This is a genomic window from Streptomyces sp. NPDC048196, from assembly GCF_040652715.1.
GTDB classification, from domain to species: Bacteria; Actinomycetota; Actinomycetes; order Streptomycetales; family Streptomycetaceae; genus Streptomyces; species Streptomyces siderophoricus.
Genome location: NZ_JBEZMM010000006.1, coordinates 67667 through 83345 on the forward strand (window position 1 = coordinate 67667; position 15679 = coordinate 83345).

Annotated in this window: 16 protein-coding genes; 8 read left to right on the forward strand and 8 right to left on the reverse strand. The window is 70.9% G+C overall.

Features of this window, described 5'->3' with window-relative positions; all coding sequences use genetic code 11:
- Positions 1-202: 202 nt before the first annotated feature.
- Positions 203-544: a chaplin gene (locus AB0E02_RS09565; protein WP_362137428.1), complete on the forward strand. Its 342-nt coding sequence runs from the start codon at positions 203-205 to the stop codon at positions 542-544.
- A 187-nt stretch (positions 545-731) separates the two neighbouring features.
- Here the strand turns inward: AB0E02_RS09565 and AB0E02_RS09570 are convergent, their stop codons facing one another.
- Complete coding sequence (locus AB0E02_RS09570; RefSeq protein ID WP_362137429.1) at positions 732-1559, reverse strand: alpha/beta hydrolase; 828 nt, start codon at positions 1557-1559, stop codon at positions 732-734.
- 97 nt (positions 1560-1656) lie between these two features.
- Entirely contained in the window at positions 1657-2238 is a 582-nt protein-coding gene (locus AB0E02_RS09575; protein WP_362137430.1) for a WHG domain-containing protein, read from the reverse strand.
- A 316-nt stretch (positions 2239-2554) separates the two neighbouring features.
- On the opposite strand from AB0E02_RS09575, the gene AB0E02_RS09580 reads away from it, so the two are divergent.
- The 3 genes from AB0E02_RS09580 (at position 2555) to AB0E02_RS09590 (ending at position 5739) form a co-directional block, all read left to right on the forward strand.
- Positions 2555-3016, forward strand: coding sequence for a GNAT family N-acetyltransferase (locus tag AB0E02_RS09580; protein ID WP_362137628.1), 462 nt, complete (start codon positions 2555-2557; stop codon positions 3014-3016).
- Positions 3017-3248: 232 nt separating this feature from the next.
- Positions 3249-4322 carry a hypothetical protein gene (locus AB0E02_RS09585; protein ID WP_362137431.1) on the forward strand — a complete coding sequence of 358 codons (1074 nt, stop codon included), beginning with the start codon at positions 3249-3251 and terminating at the stop codon, positions 4320-4322.
- A 28-nt stretch (positions 4323-4350) separates the two neighbouring features.
- Complete coding sequence (locus AB0E02_RS09590) at positions 4351-5739, forward strand: PQQ-binding-like beta-propeller repeat protein (protein WP_362137432.1); 1389 nt, start codon at positions 4351-4353, stop codon at positions 5737-5739.
- A 57-nt stretch (positions 5740-5796) separates the two neighbouring features.
- On the opposite strand, the gene AB0E02_RS09595 is transcribed toward AB0E02_RS09590, so the two are convergent.
- From AB0E02_RS09595 to AB0E02_RS09605, 3 genes are all read right to left on the reverse strand, one after another.
- Positions 5797-6861, reverse strand: a complete 1065-nt coding sequence (locus AB0E02_RS09595) for an NAD(+)/NADH kinase (protein WP_362137433.1) — start codon at positions 6859-6861, stop codon at positions 5797-5799.
- A 206-nt stretch (positions 6862-7067) separates the two neighbouring features.
- On the reverse strand, positions 7068-7832 hold the full coding sequence (locus AB0E02_RS09600) for an SDR family NAD(P)-dependent oxidoreductase (protein ID WP_362137434.1): 765 nt from the start codon (positions 7830-7832) through the stop codon (positions 7068-7070).
- Between the two features lie 64 nt (positions 7833-7896).
- Positions 7897-8589: a DUF4386 domain-containing protein gene (locus AB0E02_RS09605; RefSeq protein WP_362137435.1), complete on the reverse strand. Its 693-nt coding sequence runs from the start codon at positions 8587-8589 to the stop codon at positions 7897-7899.
- Between the two features lie 77 nt (positions 8590-8666).
- On the opposite strand from AB0E02_RS09605, the gene AB0E02_RS09610 reads away from it, so the two are divergent.
- Positions 8667-9203 carry a MarR family winged helix-turn-helix transcriptional regulator gene (locus AB0E02_RS09610; RefSeq protein ID WP_362137436.1) on the forward strand — a complete coding sequence of 179 codons (537 nt, stop codon included), beginning with the start codon at positions 8667-8669 and terminating at the stop codon, positions 9201-9203.
- A 489-nt stretch (positions 9204-9692) separates the two neighbouring features.
- On the opposite strand, the gene AB0E02_RS09615 is transcribed toward AB0E02_RS09610, so the two are convergent.
- Genes AB0E02_RS09615 through AB0E02_RS09625 form a run of 3 tightly spaced genes read right to left on the reverse strand, consistent with a single transcriptional unit; the run spans position 9693 to position 12235 of the window.
- Entirely contained in the window at positions 9693-10190 is a 498-nt protein-coding gene (locus tag AB0E02_RS09615; RefSeq protein ID WP_362137437.1) for a hypothetical protein, read from the reverse strand.
- A gap of 21 nt (positions 10191-10211) precedes the next feature.
- Positions 10212-11450 carry a cytochrome P450 gene (locus AB0E02_RS09620; RefSeq protein WP_362137438.1) on the reverse strand — a complete coding sequence of 413 codons (1239 nt, stop codon included), beginning with the start codon at positions 11448-11450 and terminating at the stop codon, positions 10212-10214.
- Positions 11447-12235 carry a TetR/AcrR family transcriptional regulator gene (locus AB0E02_RS09625; protein ID WP_362137440.1) on the reverse strand — a complete coding sequence of 263 codons (789 nt, stop codon included), beginning with the start codon at positions 12233-12235 and terminating at the stop codon, positions 11447-11449. The genes AB0E02_RS09620 and AB0E02_RS09625 overlap by 4 nt, the downstream gene beginning before the upstream one ends.
- Positions 12236-12326: 91 nt before the next feature.
- Between AB0E02_RS09625 and AB0E02_RS09630 the strand changes: the two genes are divergently transcribed.
- From AB0E02_RS09630 to AB0E02_RS09640, 3 genes are read left to right on the forward strand one after another with little or no spacing between them, the layout of a single operon-like run.
- Positions 12327-13040 (forward strand): hypothetical protein, encoded by a 714-nt coding sequence (locus AB0E02_RS09630; RefSeq protein WP_362137441.1) that lies wholly within the window; start codon positions 12327-12329, stop codon positions 13038-13040.
- 58 nt (positions 13041-13098) lie between these two features.
- The gene (locus AB0E02_RS09635; protein ID WP_362137442.1) at positions 13099-14475 is read left to right on the forward strand and encodes an AAA family ATPase; all 1377 of its coding nucleotides are present in this window, start codon (positions 13099-13101) and stop codon (positions 14473-14475) included.
- Positions 14472-15599, forward strand: a complete 1128-nt coding sequence (locus AB0E02_RS09640) for a tetratricopeptide repeat protein (RefSeq protein ID WP_362137443.1) — start codon at positions 14472-14474, stop codon at positions 15597-15599. The genes AB0E02_RS09635 and AB0E02_RS09640 overlap by 4 nt, the downstream gene beginning before the upstream one ends.
- The last annotated feature ends 80 nt before the right edge of the window (positions 15600-15679 follow it).

Here is a 15679-nt window from a genome sequence, read left to right on the forward strand (position 1 = left end):
TCTTCACCTCGGCACGTCCGAGTGAACCTCCCCTGGAGACATCGGGATCGCTCTCACCGCCCCGTGCGCATCCCGCCCCGAAAGGGTGAAAAGTGCTCCAGCGGCCTCACTTTGAGCACGTGTATGCCGAAAGGGGAGAACAGGAAGCGGCAAAGGGTCGCTTGCATTAATCGGAAGGTTCGGTATGTCACGGATCACGCGGATGACCGCTCTGGCTGCTCTCGCGGCAGGCACCGCTGTGTGCGGTACATCGGCTGCATTCGCCGACAGCAACGCGGCCGGCGGTGCTGTTGGTTCACCGGGGGTGGTGTCGGGCAACCTCATCCAGGTCCCGATCCACATTCCGATCAACGTCTGTGGCAACACCGTCGACATCGTGGGCCTGTTGAACCCGGCCTTCGGCAACAACTGCCTCAACGGTTCGGAGCGGCGTGTGCTCATTCACCGCGTCGTCAAGCACTACCACCACCACGACTTCAAGGGGAAGCACAAGAAGGGCCACCACGGCAAGAGCGGCTCCAAGCACCACAGCCACAGCAAGTAACCGGCGCCGCCGCGACCGGGCCCGGGCCGTTTTTCCTCCGATAGTCCTTCCACTTTTCACCGGCGGGGTCGGCCCGCCTTCGGGCGGCGTTTCCGTGGCCGCACCATGCTGAGCATGGTGCGGCCACGGTGCTTTTCCGTCGCGTCCACTGGTGTTCTTTCAGAGCTCAGAACTCAGAGCACAGAGCTCAGAGCACGGCCAGCAGTTGCCGGGCGAACTCCTTCGGGTGCTCGGTGCAGCCGACGTGCCCGCCGGGGAATTCCACGGCCTTTCCGCCGATCAGTTCGGCGAGCCGGGTGGCCGGCCCGTACAGCGCCTCCTGCGTACGCGAGTCCCGGCCGACCGCCGGCACCAGGCGGTCCGCGGCGCGCTGCAGTGCGGCGACGTCGGGGACAGAGCCCGAGAACGGACACAGGATGTGCTCCAGGAAGACCGGCAGGTTGGCGTGCATCCGCGGTGCCATCTCCTGGATCTCCGGCGGCAGTTCGGTCACCGATTCCCTGTCCTCCGGTCGGCCTCCCAACCCTTCGCTGAAACGCGCCATCGCGGCGGCGACGCCCTGGGTGCGGAACGTCTCGCGTACGTCGGCGAACAGCGCCCGGTGCGGGGCGGGGTCCGGGAGGAGCTCCAGCAGCGGCGGTTCGTGGGCGACGACCCGGTGCAGCCGCTCGGGGTGCCGAGCGAGCAGGTCGAGGGCGACGATGGCGCCTGAACTGCTGCCGAGGACGGACGCCTCCTCGTTCGGCGAGAGCAGTTCCAGCAGCCGGTGGGCGTCGTCGCTCCAGACCTCGACCCGTTGGTCGGTGAGCGGACCGTGGAGGCGGCTGCGGGACAGACCGCGCGGATCGTAGGAGACCACGGTGTAGCGGGTGGCCAGATCGTCGGTCATGGCCGCGTACAGTCCGGCGTCCGCGGCGCCGCCGGGTATCAGCAGCAGCACCGGGCCACGGCCGCGCCGTTCGTAGTGGAGGGTGGCACCGGGCACGTCGAGGGTGCCGGTGGTGGGCTCGTTCATCGTCGTTCCCCCTGGGTCGGGTGGGATCGGATCGGATCAGGTCGGTCCGGACCAGGCAGGTCAGGTCGGGCCGGATCAGGCAGCCGGATCAGGCAGGTCAGGTCGGATCAGGTCGGGTCGGCCAGTTCTCCAGGAGCACATGCAGTGCGTCGAGGGAGCGGGACCAGGACTCCTGGACGGCGCGCGGGTGACCGAAGCCGCCGCTCAACTCCAGGTGGATGTAGCCGTGGAAGGTGCTGCGCAGCAGGCGGCCGGCGTCGGTCAGGTCCGGCTCGGTGAGGTCGTAGGCGCGCAGCATGCCGTAGGTGAGCTCGACACTGCGGCGCAATCCTGTGGAGTCGCCGACCTCGTCGGGATCCAGCTGTATCTGGGTCGCCGCGTAACGGCCGGGGTGTTCCAGCGCGTAGCTCCGGTAGGCGTCGGCGAAGGCGACGAGCGCGGCCTTGCCGGAGCGGCCCGCCACCGCCGCGGCGATCCGGTCCGTCATCTCCTCGGACGCCAGCAGGGCCACCCGGACGCACAGGTCGCGCCGGTTCTTGATGTGCGAGTACAGGCTGGCGTCCTTGACGCCGAAGTGCCGCGCGAGCGCGGACACCGTGACCTTCTCCATCCCGACCTCGTCGGCCAGCTCCGCGGCCGCCCGCGTCAGCCTGGCGGCATTGATCCCCGCGCGCACCATGCAGTCTCCAGTTTCCAGTTTCCGTGCCGGGCCCGGGACTTGAAACCCGGTTGGTCTCCCTCAGGAGGTGATTCCGTCAGGCCGTGATCAAGTCAGGCGGTTCGCGTTTCCTAGGGCCTCTAGGAAGAAAGCTAGCATGACTAGGAAGGAGGCTGCCGACAATATTTCGCGCCGCCTCGGGGTGGTGGATTGACATACTCCGGTCATGGATACGAGCGCGAGGGTGGACGGGATACGGCCAGGTCGGGCGGGGCGGCCGGTGCGGGTGCCGGTTCCGGTGCCGGTGCCGGGACGGGCGAACGAGTCGGGCCGTCCGATGGAGTGGGCGCTGCGTTCCGCCGGGCCGGCGGACGTCGAGGCGATCGCGGAGCTGCGGGCAACGGTGATGCGCCCGGATCTGGAGCGGCTGGGGCGGTTCGACGAGCACCGGGTCCGGCAGCGACTGCGGGATTCCTTTTCCTCGCGGTACACGTCGGTCATCGTGGCCGATGACGCCTTCGCGGGCTGCGTCACGGTGCGACCGGCCGAGGACGGGCGGTGGCTGGAGCATTTCTATCTCGCTCCGGGCCTGCAGGGCCGGGGCCTCGGATCGGCCGTGCTGCGCACCCTGTTGGAGCGGAGCGATGCCGACGGCGTACCCGTCCGCCTGAACGTCCTGCAAGGCAGCGCCGCCCGGCGGCTGTACGAGCGTCACGGGTTCACCATGGAGGCCCAGGACCCGATCGACGTCTCCATGGTGCGCCGGCCGGGTGCGGGCACGGACGCCCTCGCGAGGTGAGCCCTTGGGACGTGAGCCCTCGGGACGTGAAGGAAGGGCTCGGCAACGGGCGCTACAGCCATATCTGTTGAGCCGGATCCGGGCGCCGGCCAGCAGGGACGGTGGGCCGGCGTCCCGGTCCGTTTCTGAGCGCCGGTCCGTTGCACCGTGGGATTCCGTGACGGCCCGAGATTGTCAGTGGTGGTCCCTATACTTTCGGCGACTTGTTGATCAACGGCCGAGGGGAGATGCCATGTCGGTCCGACGGCTCGCCGCGCCCGAAGACCTGGAGACGCCGCACCCCCTCCCCGCGCGTTCGCCCGTCCCCCAGCGGATCACCGCGGTCGCGGTCACCGCGGACCTGAGCCGGACGGCGATCGCAACGGCCGCGCCGTGGGTCCGCGAGTTGACCGAGGTCCTGGTGGTGGCGGACGGGGCCGTGACCCGTCTGTCCGTGCCCGATCGCCGACGCGTCCACGATCTCCTCTTCGACCCCGAGGGATCGGCGCTGACCGCCATGGTCAGCGGCAATGCCATCCACCGCTGGGCGCTCGACGGCACCGGCGGGCGGTGGCCGCTGGGCATGCTCGGGAGCGGTGGATCGCACGACCTGCCGCTCGCCCAAGTCTCGGTCGGCGGCCGGTCGTTCGCCACCGCCAATGCGTTCACCCAGAACGTCGTCGTGTGGGACGCGCAGACCCGGAGCGTCCGCCAGGACATCCACGAAACGTTCAAGGACCTCGCGTATGACGACCGGGTGGTGGGCGAGGGCACGGTCGCCCTGAGTGCCGAGGGATCACGCCTGGCCTTCAGCCGCCCCCGCCGCTCGTTCATGACGGAGGACGAGGGTGTTGTCGTCGTCCAGGAGATCGGCAACGGGCAAGAAATCGGCCGCGGCCAGGCAACCGGCGGCGGCCAGGAAATCTGCGGCGGCACGTACGCCGAGCACCGTACCGGCATCTCGTGGGTGAACGGCCTGGCGTTCCGTCCGGACGGTGCCGCGCTCGCCGTCGTGGGCGCCCGCCCGGATCAAACGGTGGCCACGGTCATCGACCTGAACGACCCGGCCGACGACCCGGAACCGGTCGTTCTGCCGACCGGTCAACGCGTCGGCCGGATCAATCTGCGCCCCGTATGGTGCGGCGCCGAACCGCGCGTGCCGATCGTGGACCGGAACCGCGTCACCGTCTGGAACCTCACCAGCGGCTCCCCCGTCCTCTCGGTGGACGTTCCCGGCCCGCGGATCGCCGCCACGCTCACGCCCGACGGCCGCACCCTGGTGATTGCGTCGCCCGACGACGGTGTGCACGCCCACCCCCTCCCCTGACCTCCGCACCACGTAGGACGCCGTTGCGATGAGCTCCCTTGACGAACTGCTGAAGGCGCGCCCCACCAAGCAGGTATGGCATCAAGTCTGCCTGCTCCTGGCCGAGTTGGACGAGGAGGGACTGGCCGCCGTCGTGCCACGGGTGCTGGCCTGGCCCGCGCAGCAGCGCCCGATGCCCGACGACTGGTGGGCCCAGTGGACGGCGGGCGACGTGCGCCCGTACCACTCCCTCGCCGGAGTGCGCCACCTCGGACGCCTTGGTGTTGCGGAGGGCGAGGGTGAGGTGGGCGAGGACGCGGAGGGGGCAGAGGAGACGGGGCTCGACGAGGCGTACTTCTACCACGGGGCGACCGCGGTGGCGGCGCCCTCCGACCTGTCCTGGGTGGCGTTGGGCGCGGCGGCCGAGTGGCATCACAACGGCGGCGACATCGTCCGCTGGGACACCGTGGAGAAGGACCGGCTGACCTGGTTCCTCCACGGCGCCAACTATCACGACGAGCCCCACGACATGCAGGTCAGCCCGGACGGTCGGACGGTGGTGACAGCTGTCGAAGGCCACCTGCACGCCTGGTCCGCCGCGACCGGGGAGCAGTTGTGGACCCTTCCGGCGTCCTCCGGGCCCTCCGACCGGGACGGCGAGGACGAGGACGCGGACGCGCATGACTTCGACGACGCGGATGACTTCGACGACGAGAACGACTTCGAGGACGACTTCGAAGACGACTTCGAGGGCGAGGTGAGCCTCGGTATGGATGACCCCGTCCGGATCGGTTTCAGTGGCGACGGCCGTCGGGTGGCCACCGGCACCTGTGTGTCGGGCCGGGTCGCCGTTATGGAGGCGGATACCGGCCGGGTGGTGCTCACCGTTCCGGCCGAGGAGAAGGCGTTCGGCCCCGTCGCTCTGGACACGAGCGGCCGGCTGCTGGCGCACACGTCGCCGGAGGGCCGTGTGGTGGTCCGCGAGGTCGACAGCGGTGCCGTACTGGCCATCACCCCGACCCGGCTCAGCGCGGTGCACGCCCTGGCCATGTCCCCAGAGGGTACTGCCGTGTTCGTGGTGGGCGCGGTGGCCGAGGATGCCGCACCCGCCGCCCAGCTGTTGAGCCTGGATCCCGCGCCCACGGTCGGTGAGTTGATCCGGCCGACGGAGTTCCCGGTCAAGATCGGCAGACACTCGGTCCTCGCCGGTTCCGGCACCCGTGCCGTGTGGACCGGCCGCGGCCCGTACGCCTTCGTCCGGACCGGCAACGGCTCGGTGCTCTTCGATTCGACCGCACGGACGCTCTGGGCGGACCCGAACCAGCAGACCGTGTCCTTCACGCCCGATGGGCAGGCGGTGGTGACCGTCAACGAGGCCATCGACGCGTGGTTCCTCGCCGGCCTGGCCGTCCCCGAGCCGCCCGCGGCCACCGGCTGACGCCGTGGATCCGCGGATCGGCAGCTCAGCAGCTGGGCAACTGGGGAGCTCGGCGGATCAGTCGATGTCCGCGGGCAGGGGTGGAAGGCGCAGGTGGGCGAGGTCGTCGGGGGCCGGTGTGGTGTGCGGCCACATGGGGGTGACGTCGGCGTCGACGGCCGCGGGGGCGTCGGTCAGGCGCATCCGCTCGCGCAGCCTCCCGTAGAAGTCGGTGGGCCCCAGCCGTACGACCCGCAGGCGCTGCGGAGCCGCGTAGACACCGATCCAGTCCCCCGGATCCAGCACACCGCGCAACTGGCCGTCGACACTCACCGCCGCGCGGCCGGAGTGTCTCAGGACGCGGAGGGCGACGGCCTCGTCGGGGGCGGCGACCACCGAGCGGTTGAAGGTCATGTGCGGGGCGACGGGGGTGAAGATGATCGCGTCGGCGCGGGGAGAGATGACGGGGCCGCCGGCGGCGAAACTGTAGGCGGTGGAACCGGTGGGGGTGGCGACCAGGACGGCGTCGGCGGAGTAGGAGGCGAGCAGTCGGCCCGCGAGGTACACGCCGAGGGCGACCTGCCGGTCGCGTGCCAGTTTCTCCAGGACGATGTCGTTGAGGGCCGTCACGTTCAGGGCCACCCCCCAGTCCAGGGCGACGGCACAATCGGGGCGCACGGGTGGAGGCGGCAGCGCAGGGCCCCGCCCGTAGCGCAGGAGCGTCTCCATTCCCTCGGGGAGTTCCAGCGGACAGGACGCCCGCATCGTCAGCATGAGGCGGGTCTCGACGTCCGCTTGGCCGCGGTGGATGGTGTCCAGCGCGCATGCGACGTCGTCGGCCGGGACCTCGGTCAGAAAGCCGAGGGTGCCCAGGTCGACGCCGAGGACGAGCGCGTCGTTCTGGGCGGCCAGGCGGGCTCCGCGCAGAAAGGTGCCGTCTCCTCCGAGCGTGACGATCAGATCGGGGCGACCGGCCGCGTCGACCTCCTCCCCGGCGTCCCGCCGTTGTTCGCCCTCCCCCCACACGTCGATGGCGACACAGCCGACTTCCTGACGCTCACACCATCGTCGGACGACATCGGCGGCCGCCACGGCGCCAGGACGCCCACCGTGGACGACGACGCCCACCCGTTGCACGCTCACCCAGCGTCCTTTCCCTCCGGGTGCCCTGTCCGGCTGCGCCTGCGCCTGGCCTGGCCTGGCCTGGCCTGGCCTGGCCTTGAAAACGCTGCCGAACACCGGCCGACACCCATGGATCGATAACGCCGTATATGGCGCCGTTTATGCATCTTCTCGGCATCCTAAGGGCCTCTCTGCCCGCCGCCGCCCATGGACCGCGGCGGCGCCGATTACTGGGTGATGCGGCCGCCGGCGACGTCGATGGTGAGTCCGGTCAGCCAGGCGGCGGCGTCGGAGGCGAGGAACAGGGCCGTGTGGGCGACGTCTTGGGGGGTTCCCATGCGTCTCAGCGGATGCAGGGCGGCGACCTGCTCCTGCACCTCTGGGGGCATGCGGGCCAGTACCTTTTCGGTGCGGATGGACGACGGCGCGATGCAGTTGACGCGGATGCCGCGGGGCCCGAGCTCGGTGGCCAGTTGGCGGGTGAGCAGCACCAGGCCGGCGTTGGCGACCCCGTAGGCGAGGTTGGCCTGGCTGGGCCGACGACCGGCCGCCGAGGACATGGTGAGAATCGAGCCGCGGCCCCGTTCGAGCAGGCCCGGCAGGAACGCCTGGATGGTCAGGAATGCCGAGGTCAGGTCGGAGTCGAGGACCTGACGCCAGCGTTCTTCGGTCAGGTCCGCGGAAGGGACGGGGAAACCCTGGCCGCCGGCGAAGGCAGCGAGGACGTCGACCGGGCCGAGTCGGGATTCGGCCTCCCGGCGCACGCGTGCCAACGAAGCCGAATCGGTGACGTCGGCGACCGCGCCCATCGCGCTACCGCCCTCGGCGGTGATGTCCGCGACGACCGCATCCAGGGCGCCCTGGTCGCGTCCGACCACGCAGACCCCGGCCCGCTGGGCGGCGAAGGCCCGTGCGGTCTGCGCGCCGATGCCGCGCGATCCACCGGTGATGAGGACGACCTTGTCGGCCAGGTCCGGGTAGCTGCTGGACATCTGACGTGCCTCCTGGGCTGCCGGAGCGGGGTCGACTTGGGAGGGTTGTGGCGGTACGACGGCCCTACTCATGACGTGAGGGGCGGGTGCGGGGCAGCAGGGCGGCCACGAAGACCAGCCAGACGGTGCCGCCGAAGCGGACGACCGGCAGCAGGTAACCGAAGCCGGACACCAGCAGGGTGAGGGTGGAGAGCATCCCGACGGCGGCGAGCACCAGGCCGGTCCAGGTCACGGCGCGCGGAAGCAGCCCGGCCAGCAGGCCCGTCACGGATATGCCGGCGATGAGCAGGGCGAACGTCACCGCGTAGGCAGGGCCGCCGGACAGGAACGACAGATCGGCCAGCGCACGGGGCAATGCGGGACCCGCGCCGGACGGCAGACGGCCGCCGGTCCAGCTGAACATCGCACTGACGGTCAGGGCGGTGGCCGCCAGCACTCCCCCGACCAGCGTGATCGCGGAGCCCGGCGCGGTGATGCCCAGCGCCCGCAGCCGTCGGTAGAGCACCGCCGCCGTGAGCGCCAGGGGCACTGCGGAGACGAACAGGAGGAAGGACCCCACGGCGATCGTGGTCCCGTGCGCCCGGGCGTACCGCAGGACCGCGAGGCCCGAGGCGTCGGGGTGCGGGGTGGACCGGTTGACGACGACGTAGGCGACGGTCAGTGCGGCGAAGGCCAGGACGGGGGCCAGGAGCGGTGGACCGGCCTGCGGGCGGCGCGCGGTGCCGGCGGAGCGGGGCGAGGTGGTGGCTGTGGCCATGACTCTTTCCTCTCTCAGTGAGTACAAAAAATAATGATTACAGTGCGGAACGATTGTCAAGCCGTTACGATGTCGCCATGGGAATGAATCGCGAGAACGGCGCGAACAGCGAGGTCGGGAATCGCGGGCAGCAGGGTGGCGCCGCCTTCCTGCTGGCTCAGCTGGGAGCGCATGCGGCCGGCCTGTTCGCGGAGCGCATCGCGGGGCTCGACCTGACTCCCCCACAGGCGGGGCTGTTGCGCCTGATGGCCAGGACTCCCGGTCGCAGCCAGCGGCAACTCGCGGCCGACCTCGGGATGCCGCCCAGTCGTTTCGTTCCGCTCGCCGACGAGTTGGAGGAGCGCGGATTGATCGAGCGCCGTAAGAACCCCAACGACCGGCGCTTGCACGCACTGCACCTGACCGAGCAGGGCGAACGGCTGCTGGCCGAGCTCCACCAGGCGGGCGCGGCTCACGAGCAGCACGTCTGCGAGGCGCTCTCCCCGGAGGAGCACCGGCAACTGAGCACGCTGCTCCGGCGGATGGCCGAGCAGCACGGGCTCAGCCCGGGAGTACACCCCGGCTACCGGTCGATCCGGCCGGACCGGCCCGCACGCAGAAGCGGCAGGGAGTAGGTCGTGGCCGTCAGCCGGTGGCAGTGACGCCGGCGCCCTGCCGTGCCGCGGGCGAGGTGGGGGCGGACGGGTGCGTCAGCCGCCGGTGGGCTGTCTCACCGGTGGTTCACCGTCTGCAGGGCGATCGGTCGGAGCTCGTGACCCCGAGCTTCGCGAGGCAACGCGTGAGCTCGGCTGAGGTGAGAACGGGTGACGTGGGACCGGACCGGGAGAGCTCGGGCTCGGGTTCGGCCTGACGCGGAGGAGCGGGCCGCGCCGCGCCGAGATGGACGTTGAGGTGCAGCGTGTGGGCCTGGAAGATCGCCCCGGCCGTCGCACCTGACACCGTGTTGTCGACATTGCCGACGTTGCCGACGTCCCCTGTGCGGTCCTGTGTCACACCAACTCCCCGTTCCTCCCGTCCAGTTGCCTGCGGGAGGTGTCGAGCTCAGCCGCCCGCGGAGGGCACCGATATGGGTGCGGTCCTGAGGCGGGGGCCGGACTCCGGCCCTATGGGTGGGCGTCCGGCGCACGTATCAGCAGGAAGCGGTGGAGGAGCGGTCCGAGGATGCTGACGACGGCGGCCAATCCGACTGCGACGGCCCGGTCGGGGTGGGCGAGCGAGTCGTCCAGTAGCCAGCCGGCGGCGCACGCGAGGACGAGCAGGGCGATTTTGGCGACGGCCAGCCGGACGAACGACAGGTGGGGCCGGTGGTGCGGAGACCGGTGAGGCTGCGGCCGGTGATCTGTACGTCGGGCCGCGCGGCGTCGGCGGGCCAGGTGCAACAGCGGGGCGGCGACGAACAGGAGGACCAGCAGCTTCGCGGCGTGCTCCCACGGCGGCGTTCCCTCGTTGAGCGCCCAGGTGACGCCTATGACGAGTCCGGCGGTGAGGTAGGCCAGGGAGGGCTTGGTCGGATACCGCCTACGGGGGCCCGTTGCCGGCGACGCGGATGCCGGAGGGCTGTTGAGGGGGCCGGGCGGAGGGTGACGCGTGGGGGTGGGCATGGCTGCCTCCTGGAAGGGGCGTCAGCCGAGCGAGAGGGGAAGGCGGCGCAGGCCGCGGAGGGTGATGTGGTCCTTCCATTCGGGTTCGCCGGTCAGCCGGACCTGTGGGGCGCGCCGGAGCAGCATGCGCAGGGCGATCCGCGTTTCGAGGCGGGCGAGCGGAGCACCGAGGCAGAAGTGGATGCCCTGGCCGAACGAGAGGTGCCGTACGGGCGTGCGGCCGATGTCCAGCCGCTCGGGGTGCTCGTACGCCGCGGGGTCACGGTTCGCCGCGCCGATGAGCAGCAGCAGCGTGGTGCCCGCCGGAACCGGGGCCCCGGCGACCTCGGCGTCCTGCAGGGCGAAACGGACGGTGAGCTGGACCGGCGAGTCGTAGCGCAGCAGCTCCTCGACCGCGTTGTCGGTCAGGTCCGGGTCGCTGCGCAGCCGCTCCAGTTGGTCGGGGTGGCGGAGCAGGGCGAGGGTGCCGTTGCCGATCAGGTTGACGGTGGTTTCATGACCGGCGATCAGCAGCAGCGTGCAGGTGGCCAGCAGCTCGTTCTCGGTGAGGGTGTCGCCGCCGTCGTGCACGCCGACCAGCGCCGAGAGGAGGTCGTCACCGGGTGTGTGACGACGTTCGACGACGAGTTCGCGCAGGTAGTCGGTGAACTCCCGGCGGGCCTGCGCCTCCTGTTCGGCGGCGCCGGGCGGGAGCAGGAAGTCGGGGACGAGGGCACGCGCCACCGCGTGCGACCACATCAGCATCCGGTGACGGTCGGCATCGGGCACGCCGAGCAGTTCGCTGATCACCGCTACGGGCAGCGGCGTGGCCAGGCCCTCGATGAGGTCGACCGGTCCCGGCGCGCTCTCCATGGCGGTGAACAACTCGGCGGTGAGCTCCTCGATCCGCGGTGCCAGAAGCTCCACGCGCCGCCTGGTGAACGCCTGGGAGACCAGGGAGCGCAGCCGGGTGTGGCTGGGCGGATTCAGTCCCAGGAAGCCGCGCACGGGGCGGCCGTCGTCATCGACCAGGACTTCGAGGGCCGGGCGGGCCCGTCCGGTGAAGCGGGGGTCGTCGGTGTCCGCGTGCCCGAACCGCCCGTCGCGCAGGACCGCGGCGCAGTCCTCGTACCGGGTGAGCACCAGCAGCTGCTCGTCGAGACGCGCGAGCGGCGCCTGCGTGCGCCAGCGGGAGTAGAGCGGGTAGGGGTCGGCTTGGTTACGCGGGTCGAGCAGATCCTGCAGCGACGGCAGTGCGGCCGTGGCGTCGACGTGGGTCATGGCTTCTCCTCGTCGTCCTCGGGCCGGCCAGCGGGTGGCGGGCCGGCGGCCGGTGTCCCGGCGGGCGCGGTGTCGTTCGTGGTGGCGGGCGCGGTGTCGTTCGTCGGGGCGGGAGCCGGGGCGGACGGGGCAGCCGGGGCGGGGCCCGGGGTGCCGGTGGCCGCGATGCCGGCGAACAGCCACCGCATCGCCTGGCCCAGCAGCTCGTCCGGCACGCTGGCGGCGTCGATCCGGCGCTGGCGCAGCAGTCCCTGGAAGAGCGCCATGGCGATGGTGGCCACCGCATCGGCGGAGACGGTCTCGGGCGCCCCGATGTGGCTCAGCGCTTTGGCCATGAGGCTCGCCAACTCGGACCGGGGCCCGCGCAGCTCCTCCGCAAGGGTCTCCAGCAGCGGCGGATTGCGCACCGCGTAGAGCCAGAACTCGGCCTGGAGCGGCGCAAAGTCGGGATCCTTGTCGGCGGCGTTCGCCAGCAGCCGGCCGAGTGCCGGGACCGGATCATCGCCGTGCTGTGCCTCGGACACGATCTCGGTCGCCCGGGACACCTGCTGACTGGCACGCTCCTTCAGCAGCTCGACGAAGAGCCGCTCCTTGCTGCCGAAATTGGAGTAGACCGCGCCGATGGAGAAGCCCGCCGCCTCGGCGATCTCCTCCACGGATGCTGCGGCGAATCCCTTCCGCGCGTACGTGCGGGCCGCCGCGTCGAGCAGCAGCCGTCTGGTGCGGGCCTTGGCCTCCGCCCTGGTCGGCCGGCGCTTCGGGGTGTGATCGGCATCCGCGCTCATGTCTTCCACACTACGGATAGCCACCACTATGTCAATAGCAACAGCTATCTCACGTTTCCCGCGCCCGTCCTCCGGGCCGTAACATCCCTTGATGATCATCAGCACCTACCAGGGAAAGCGGGCCATGCGGAACAAGTGGGGGACTCTGGCCGCCGTCATAGCCGTCGGGGTACTGGCCGCGGGGTGTGGCTCCGACGAGGGCAGTGGCGGCGACAAGAACGGCGGCCTGCCCAAGGCGGAGAAGCTCGCCGCCGACTCCGGGGCGCGCTACAAGGAAGTCGGCGTGCCCTCGATGGACGGCATGACGTGCGACAAGGGCGATGGCGGGTTCCACTTCGGCAGCGACCTGGACATGCTGGTCGCCGGCGACGACGGTCTTTCGGAGATCAAGGACGCCGGGGACGACAAAATCTCCTGTTTCGGCGCCTCGCGCATCACCTTGAGCAAGGGCGGCCTGAGCGCGACCGTCCCGAACCTCACCACACGCACGACCCTGTACGACAAGGTCGCGGATCCCGCCGCCGCACTGCACAAGGTCTTCGACCACACCATGCACCTGGAGAAGGACTACGGCCGCAACCCGGTCGGCTCGCCACAGTCCTTCACCACCAAGGACGTGGTGCTGAAGTGCCAGCAGAACGTCGCCGACACCTTTCCCATGACGACCTGTTTCTGGGCGAATTACGGAGCGATCGGCGTCGTTGACTTCTTCCCGCCCCACGGCAAGCACGTCCCCCTCGACGAAGCCGCCGCGAAAACCCATCAGTTCGTGACGGGGGCTCTGCCGGCCCCGCAGAAGCACTGACACCGGTTCAGCCAGGGCACTCGCAGGTCGCGCGCGTGGGCTTCGTAAAGTGTGGGGCATGTCGGCGGAATCCCCCCTGATCAAGAGCATGCGTGCGGCCGTTTCCGCGGCGCCCGATGACGTCCCCCTGCGGCTGCACCTGGCCGAGTTGCTGCTGACCGCGGGGCTCGGCGATGCCGCGGTGAGCGAGGTTGCGGTGGCACTGCAGCACGCTCCCGGTGACGGCCAGGCACGGGAGTTGATGGTCCGTGCCCTCACGGGTACTTCGGCACCCGAGCCCGGTGAGGCCGCGCTTCCGTCGATCTCGCAGGCCCCGGCACCCGGCCACCCCGCCGGCCCGCCGGCCCCGACAGCGCAGAGCCCCGCACCCGCGCCGGAGCAGAGTTCCGCACCCGCGCCGCAGCAGGGGTCCGCGCCCGCGTCCACGCCCGCGCAGCCTCCCAACTTCGACTGGAAAGCCGCCGAGGACCAGGTCGGCGATGCCGTGCCGCCCCGGTTCGTGGAGGCGCCGCTCGCCGTCGACGGCGGCGGTGATCCCGGGGGCGCGGCCGCCTGGGACGTGGAGCGGCCGGGAGCCGTCCGGCTCGCCGATGTGGGCGGCATGCAGGAGGTCAAGGAGCGGCTGGAGGCGGCCTTCCTGGCGCCGTTGCGCAATCCGGAGCTGCGCCGCCTGTACGGCAAGAGTCTGCGCGGCGGGCTTCTGCTGTACGGGCCGCCCGGCTGCGGCAAGACCTTCATCGCGCGGGCCGTCGCCGGTGAGCTCGGGGCGAGCTTCCTGTCCGTATCGGTCAACGATGTGCTGGACATGTGGATCGGCAACTCCGAGCGCAATATGCACGAGCTCTTCCAGACGGCGCGCCGCCAGGCCCCGTGCGTGGTCTTCCTCGACGAACTCGACGCGCTCGGCGGCAAGCGCAGCCGCACCCAGAGCGCCGGTATGCGCAACACCGTCAACCAGTTGCTCACCGAGCTGGACGGTGTCGAGGCGGAGGCGAACGAGGGCGTCTTCGTGCTCGCCGCCACCAACGTGCCCTGGGACGTGGACATCGCCCTGCGCCGGCCCGGCCGGCTGGACCGGACCTTGCTGGTGCTGCCGCCCGACGCGCCGGCCCGGGAGGCGATCCTCCGCTACCACCTCCGGGAGCGGCCGATCGAGAACGTCGACCTCGGCAAGCTCGTCAAGGCCACGGACGGGCTGTCCGGCGCCGATCTGGCCCATGTGTGCGAGGCGGCGGCCGAGCATGCGCTGCTGGACTCCGCGCGTACCGGGACCGTACGCCTGATCGGGATGACGGACCTGCTGGCCGCGGCGGGGCAGGTCGCGCCTTCGACGGAGCCGTGGTTCGCGGCCGCCCGCAATGTGGCGATGTACGCGAACGACGGCGGGATGTACGACGACCTCGTGGCCTATCTGAAGAAGAGGCGCAAGCTGTGACCACCGTGCATCCGGCCGTCGAGAAGGCCCAGGCCCTCATCGATTTCGACCGCTACGACCAGGCCCTGGCCCTGCTCGCGCAGCACCTCGCCGAAAACCCCGACGACACCGGCGCCTGGATCAAGATCGGCTACTGCCGGCTGAACACCGACCAGCCGGAACGAGCCCTCGACGCGGCTGACGAGGCGCTCAAACTGGCTCCCGGGGACTTCGGCGGGCTCATCCTGCGCGCCCGGGCACTGACCCGGATACCCGACCGGGCATGGCGCGAGGCGGAGCCCGTACTGCGCGAGGCGGTCCGGGCCGCCCCGCACCACTGGTTCGGTTACGCGATGCTCGCCAACGCCGTGTGCCGGATGTCCATGGTCCGCCACGTCCGGGCGACCGGCGCCAAGGAACTCCGGCACGAGGACATGGCCGAGGTTCTGCGCGAGGCGGCCGACCTGGCCAGGGAGGCACTGCGACTGGGTCCGGAGGAGGTCTACGCCCACGAAGTCGCCCAGCAGATCGCCGACTTCTCGGGCGACCGGACGCTCGCCGAGCAGCTCAACCGCGCCATCCTCCGGATCGACCCCACCCACGCCGAGGCCCTGGCCCGGCAGACCCGGCAGGCCGCCGAGGCCCCTGGCGTCCCGGCGGCCCAGGCGGCCGATCTGTACGCCGGCGGGCTGGCCGCCGTACCGGACTCCGCCGAGCTGCAACACGGTCTGGACCGGGCGACGTACCGCATGCTGCGTGGGGTGCGGTGGCTCGCCCTGCTCTGCGTCGGCCTCGCCGGGGCGATGATGGACCTGTTCGCCGTCGACGGTGAGGTGCAGCGGGAGTTGCCGCTGCCGCTGGGCCAGCGCCTGTGGTATCTCGTGCCGATGACCGCCATCTGGCTGGTCGGCGGACTGCTGCGCTACCGGCGTCGGCGCGCCGGCGTCCGGCTCAACGTGCGCTCACTGATCCGTCGCCACGGCTGGTCCCGCGTCGTGGTGGCCCAGGCGGCCTGGGCCATGCTGTGCGCCCTGCTGATCGCCGAAGTCCCCTGGGCGGAACGGCCGTTGCCGCAGGTGCTGTTCTGGGCGGGGCTCGTACCGACGCTCGCCACGGTCTGGTTCGACCGGCCCAGGACCCGCTGATACAACGGCGTCGTTCGTCCTCGGGCCCCAGGCGCTCCGGTCGCTACGGCTCAATAGCCCGCCGGCCGCACCAGCCCCGT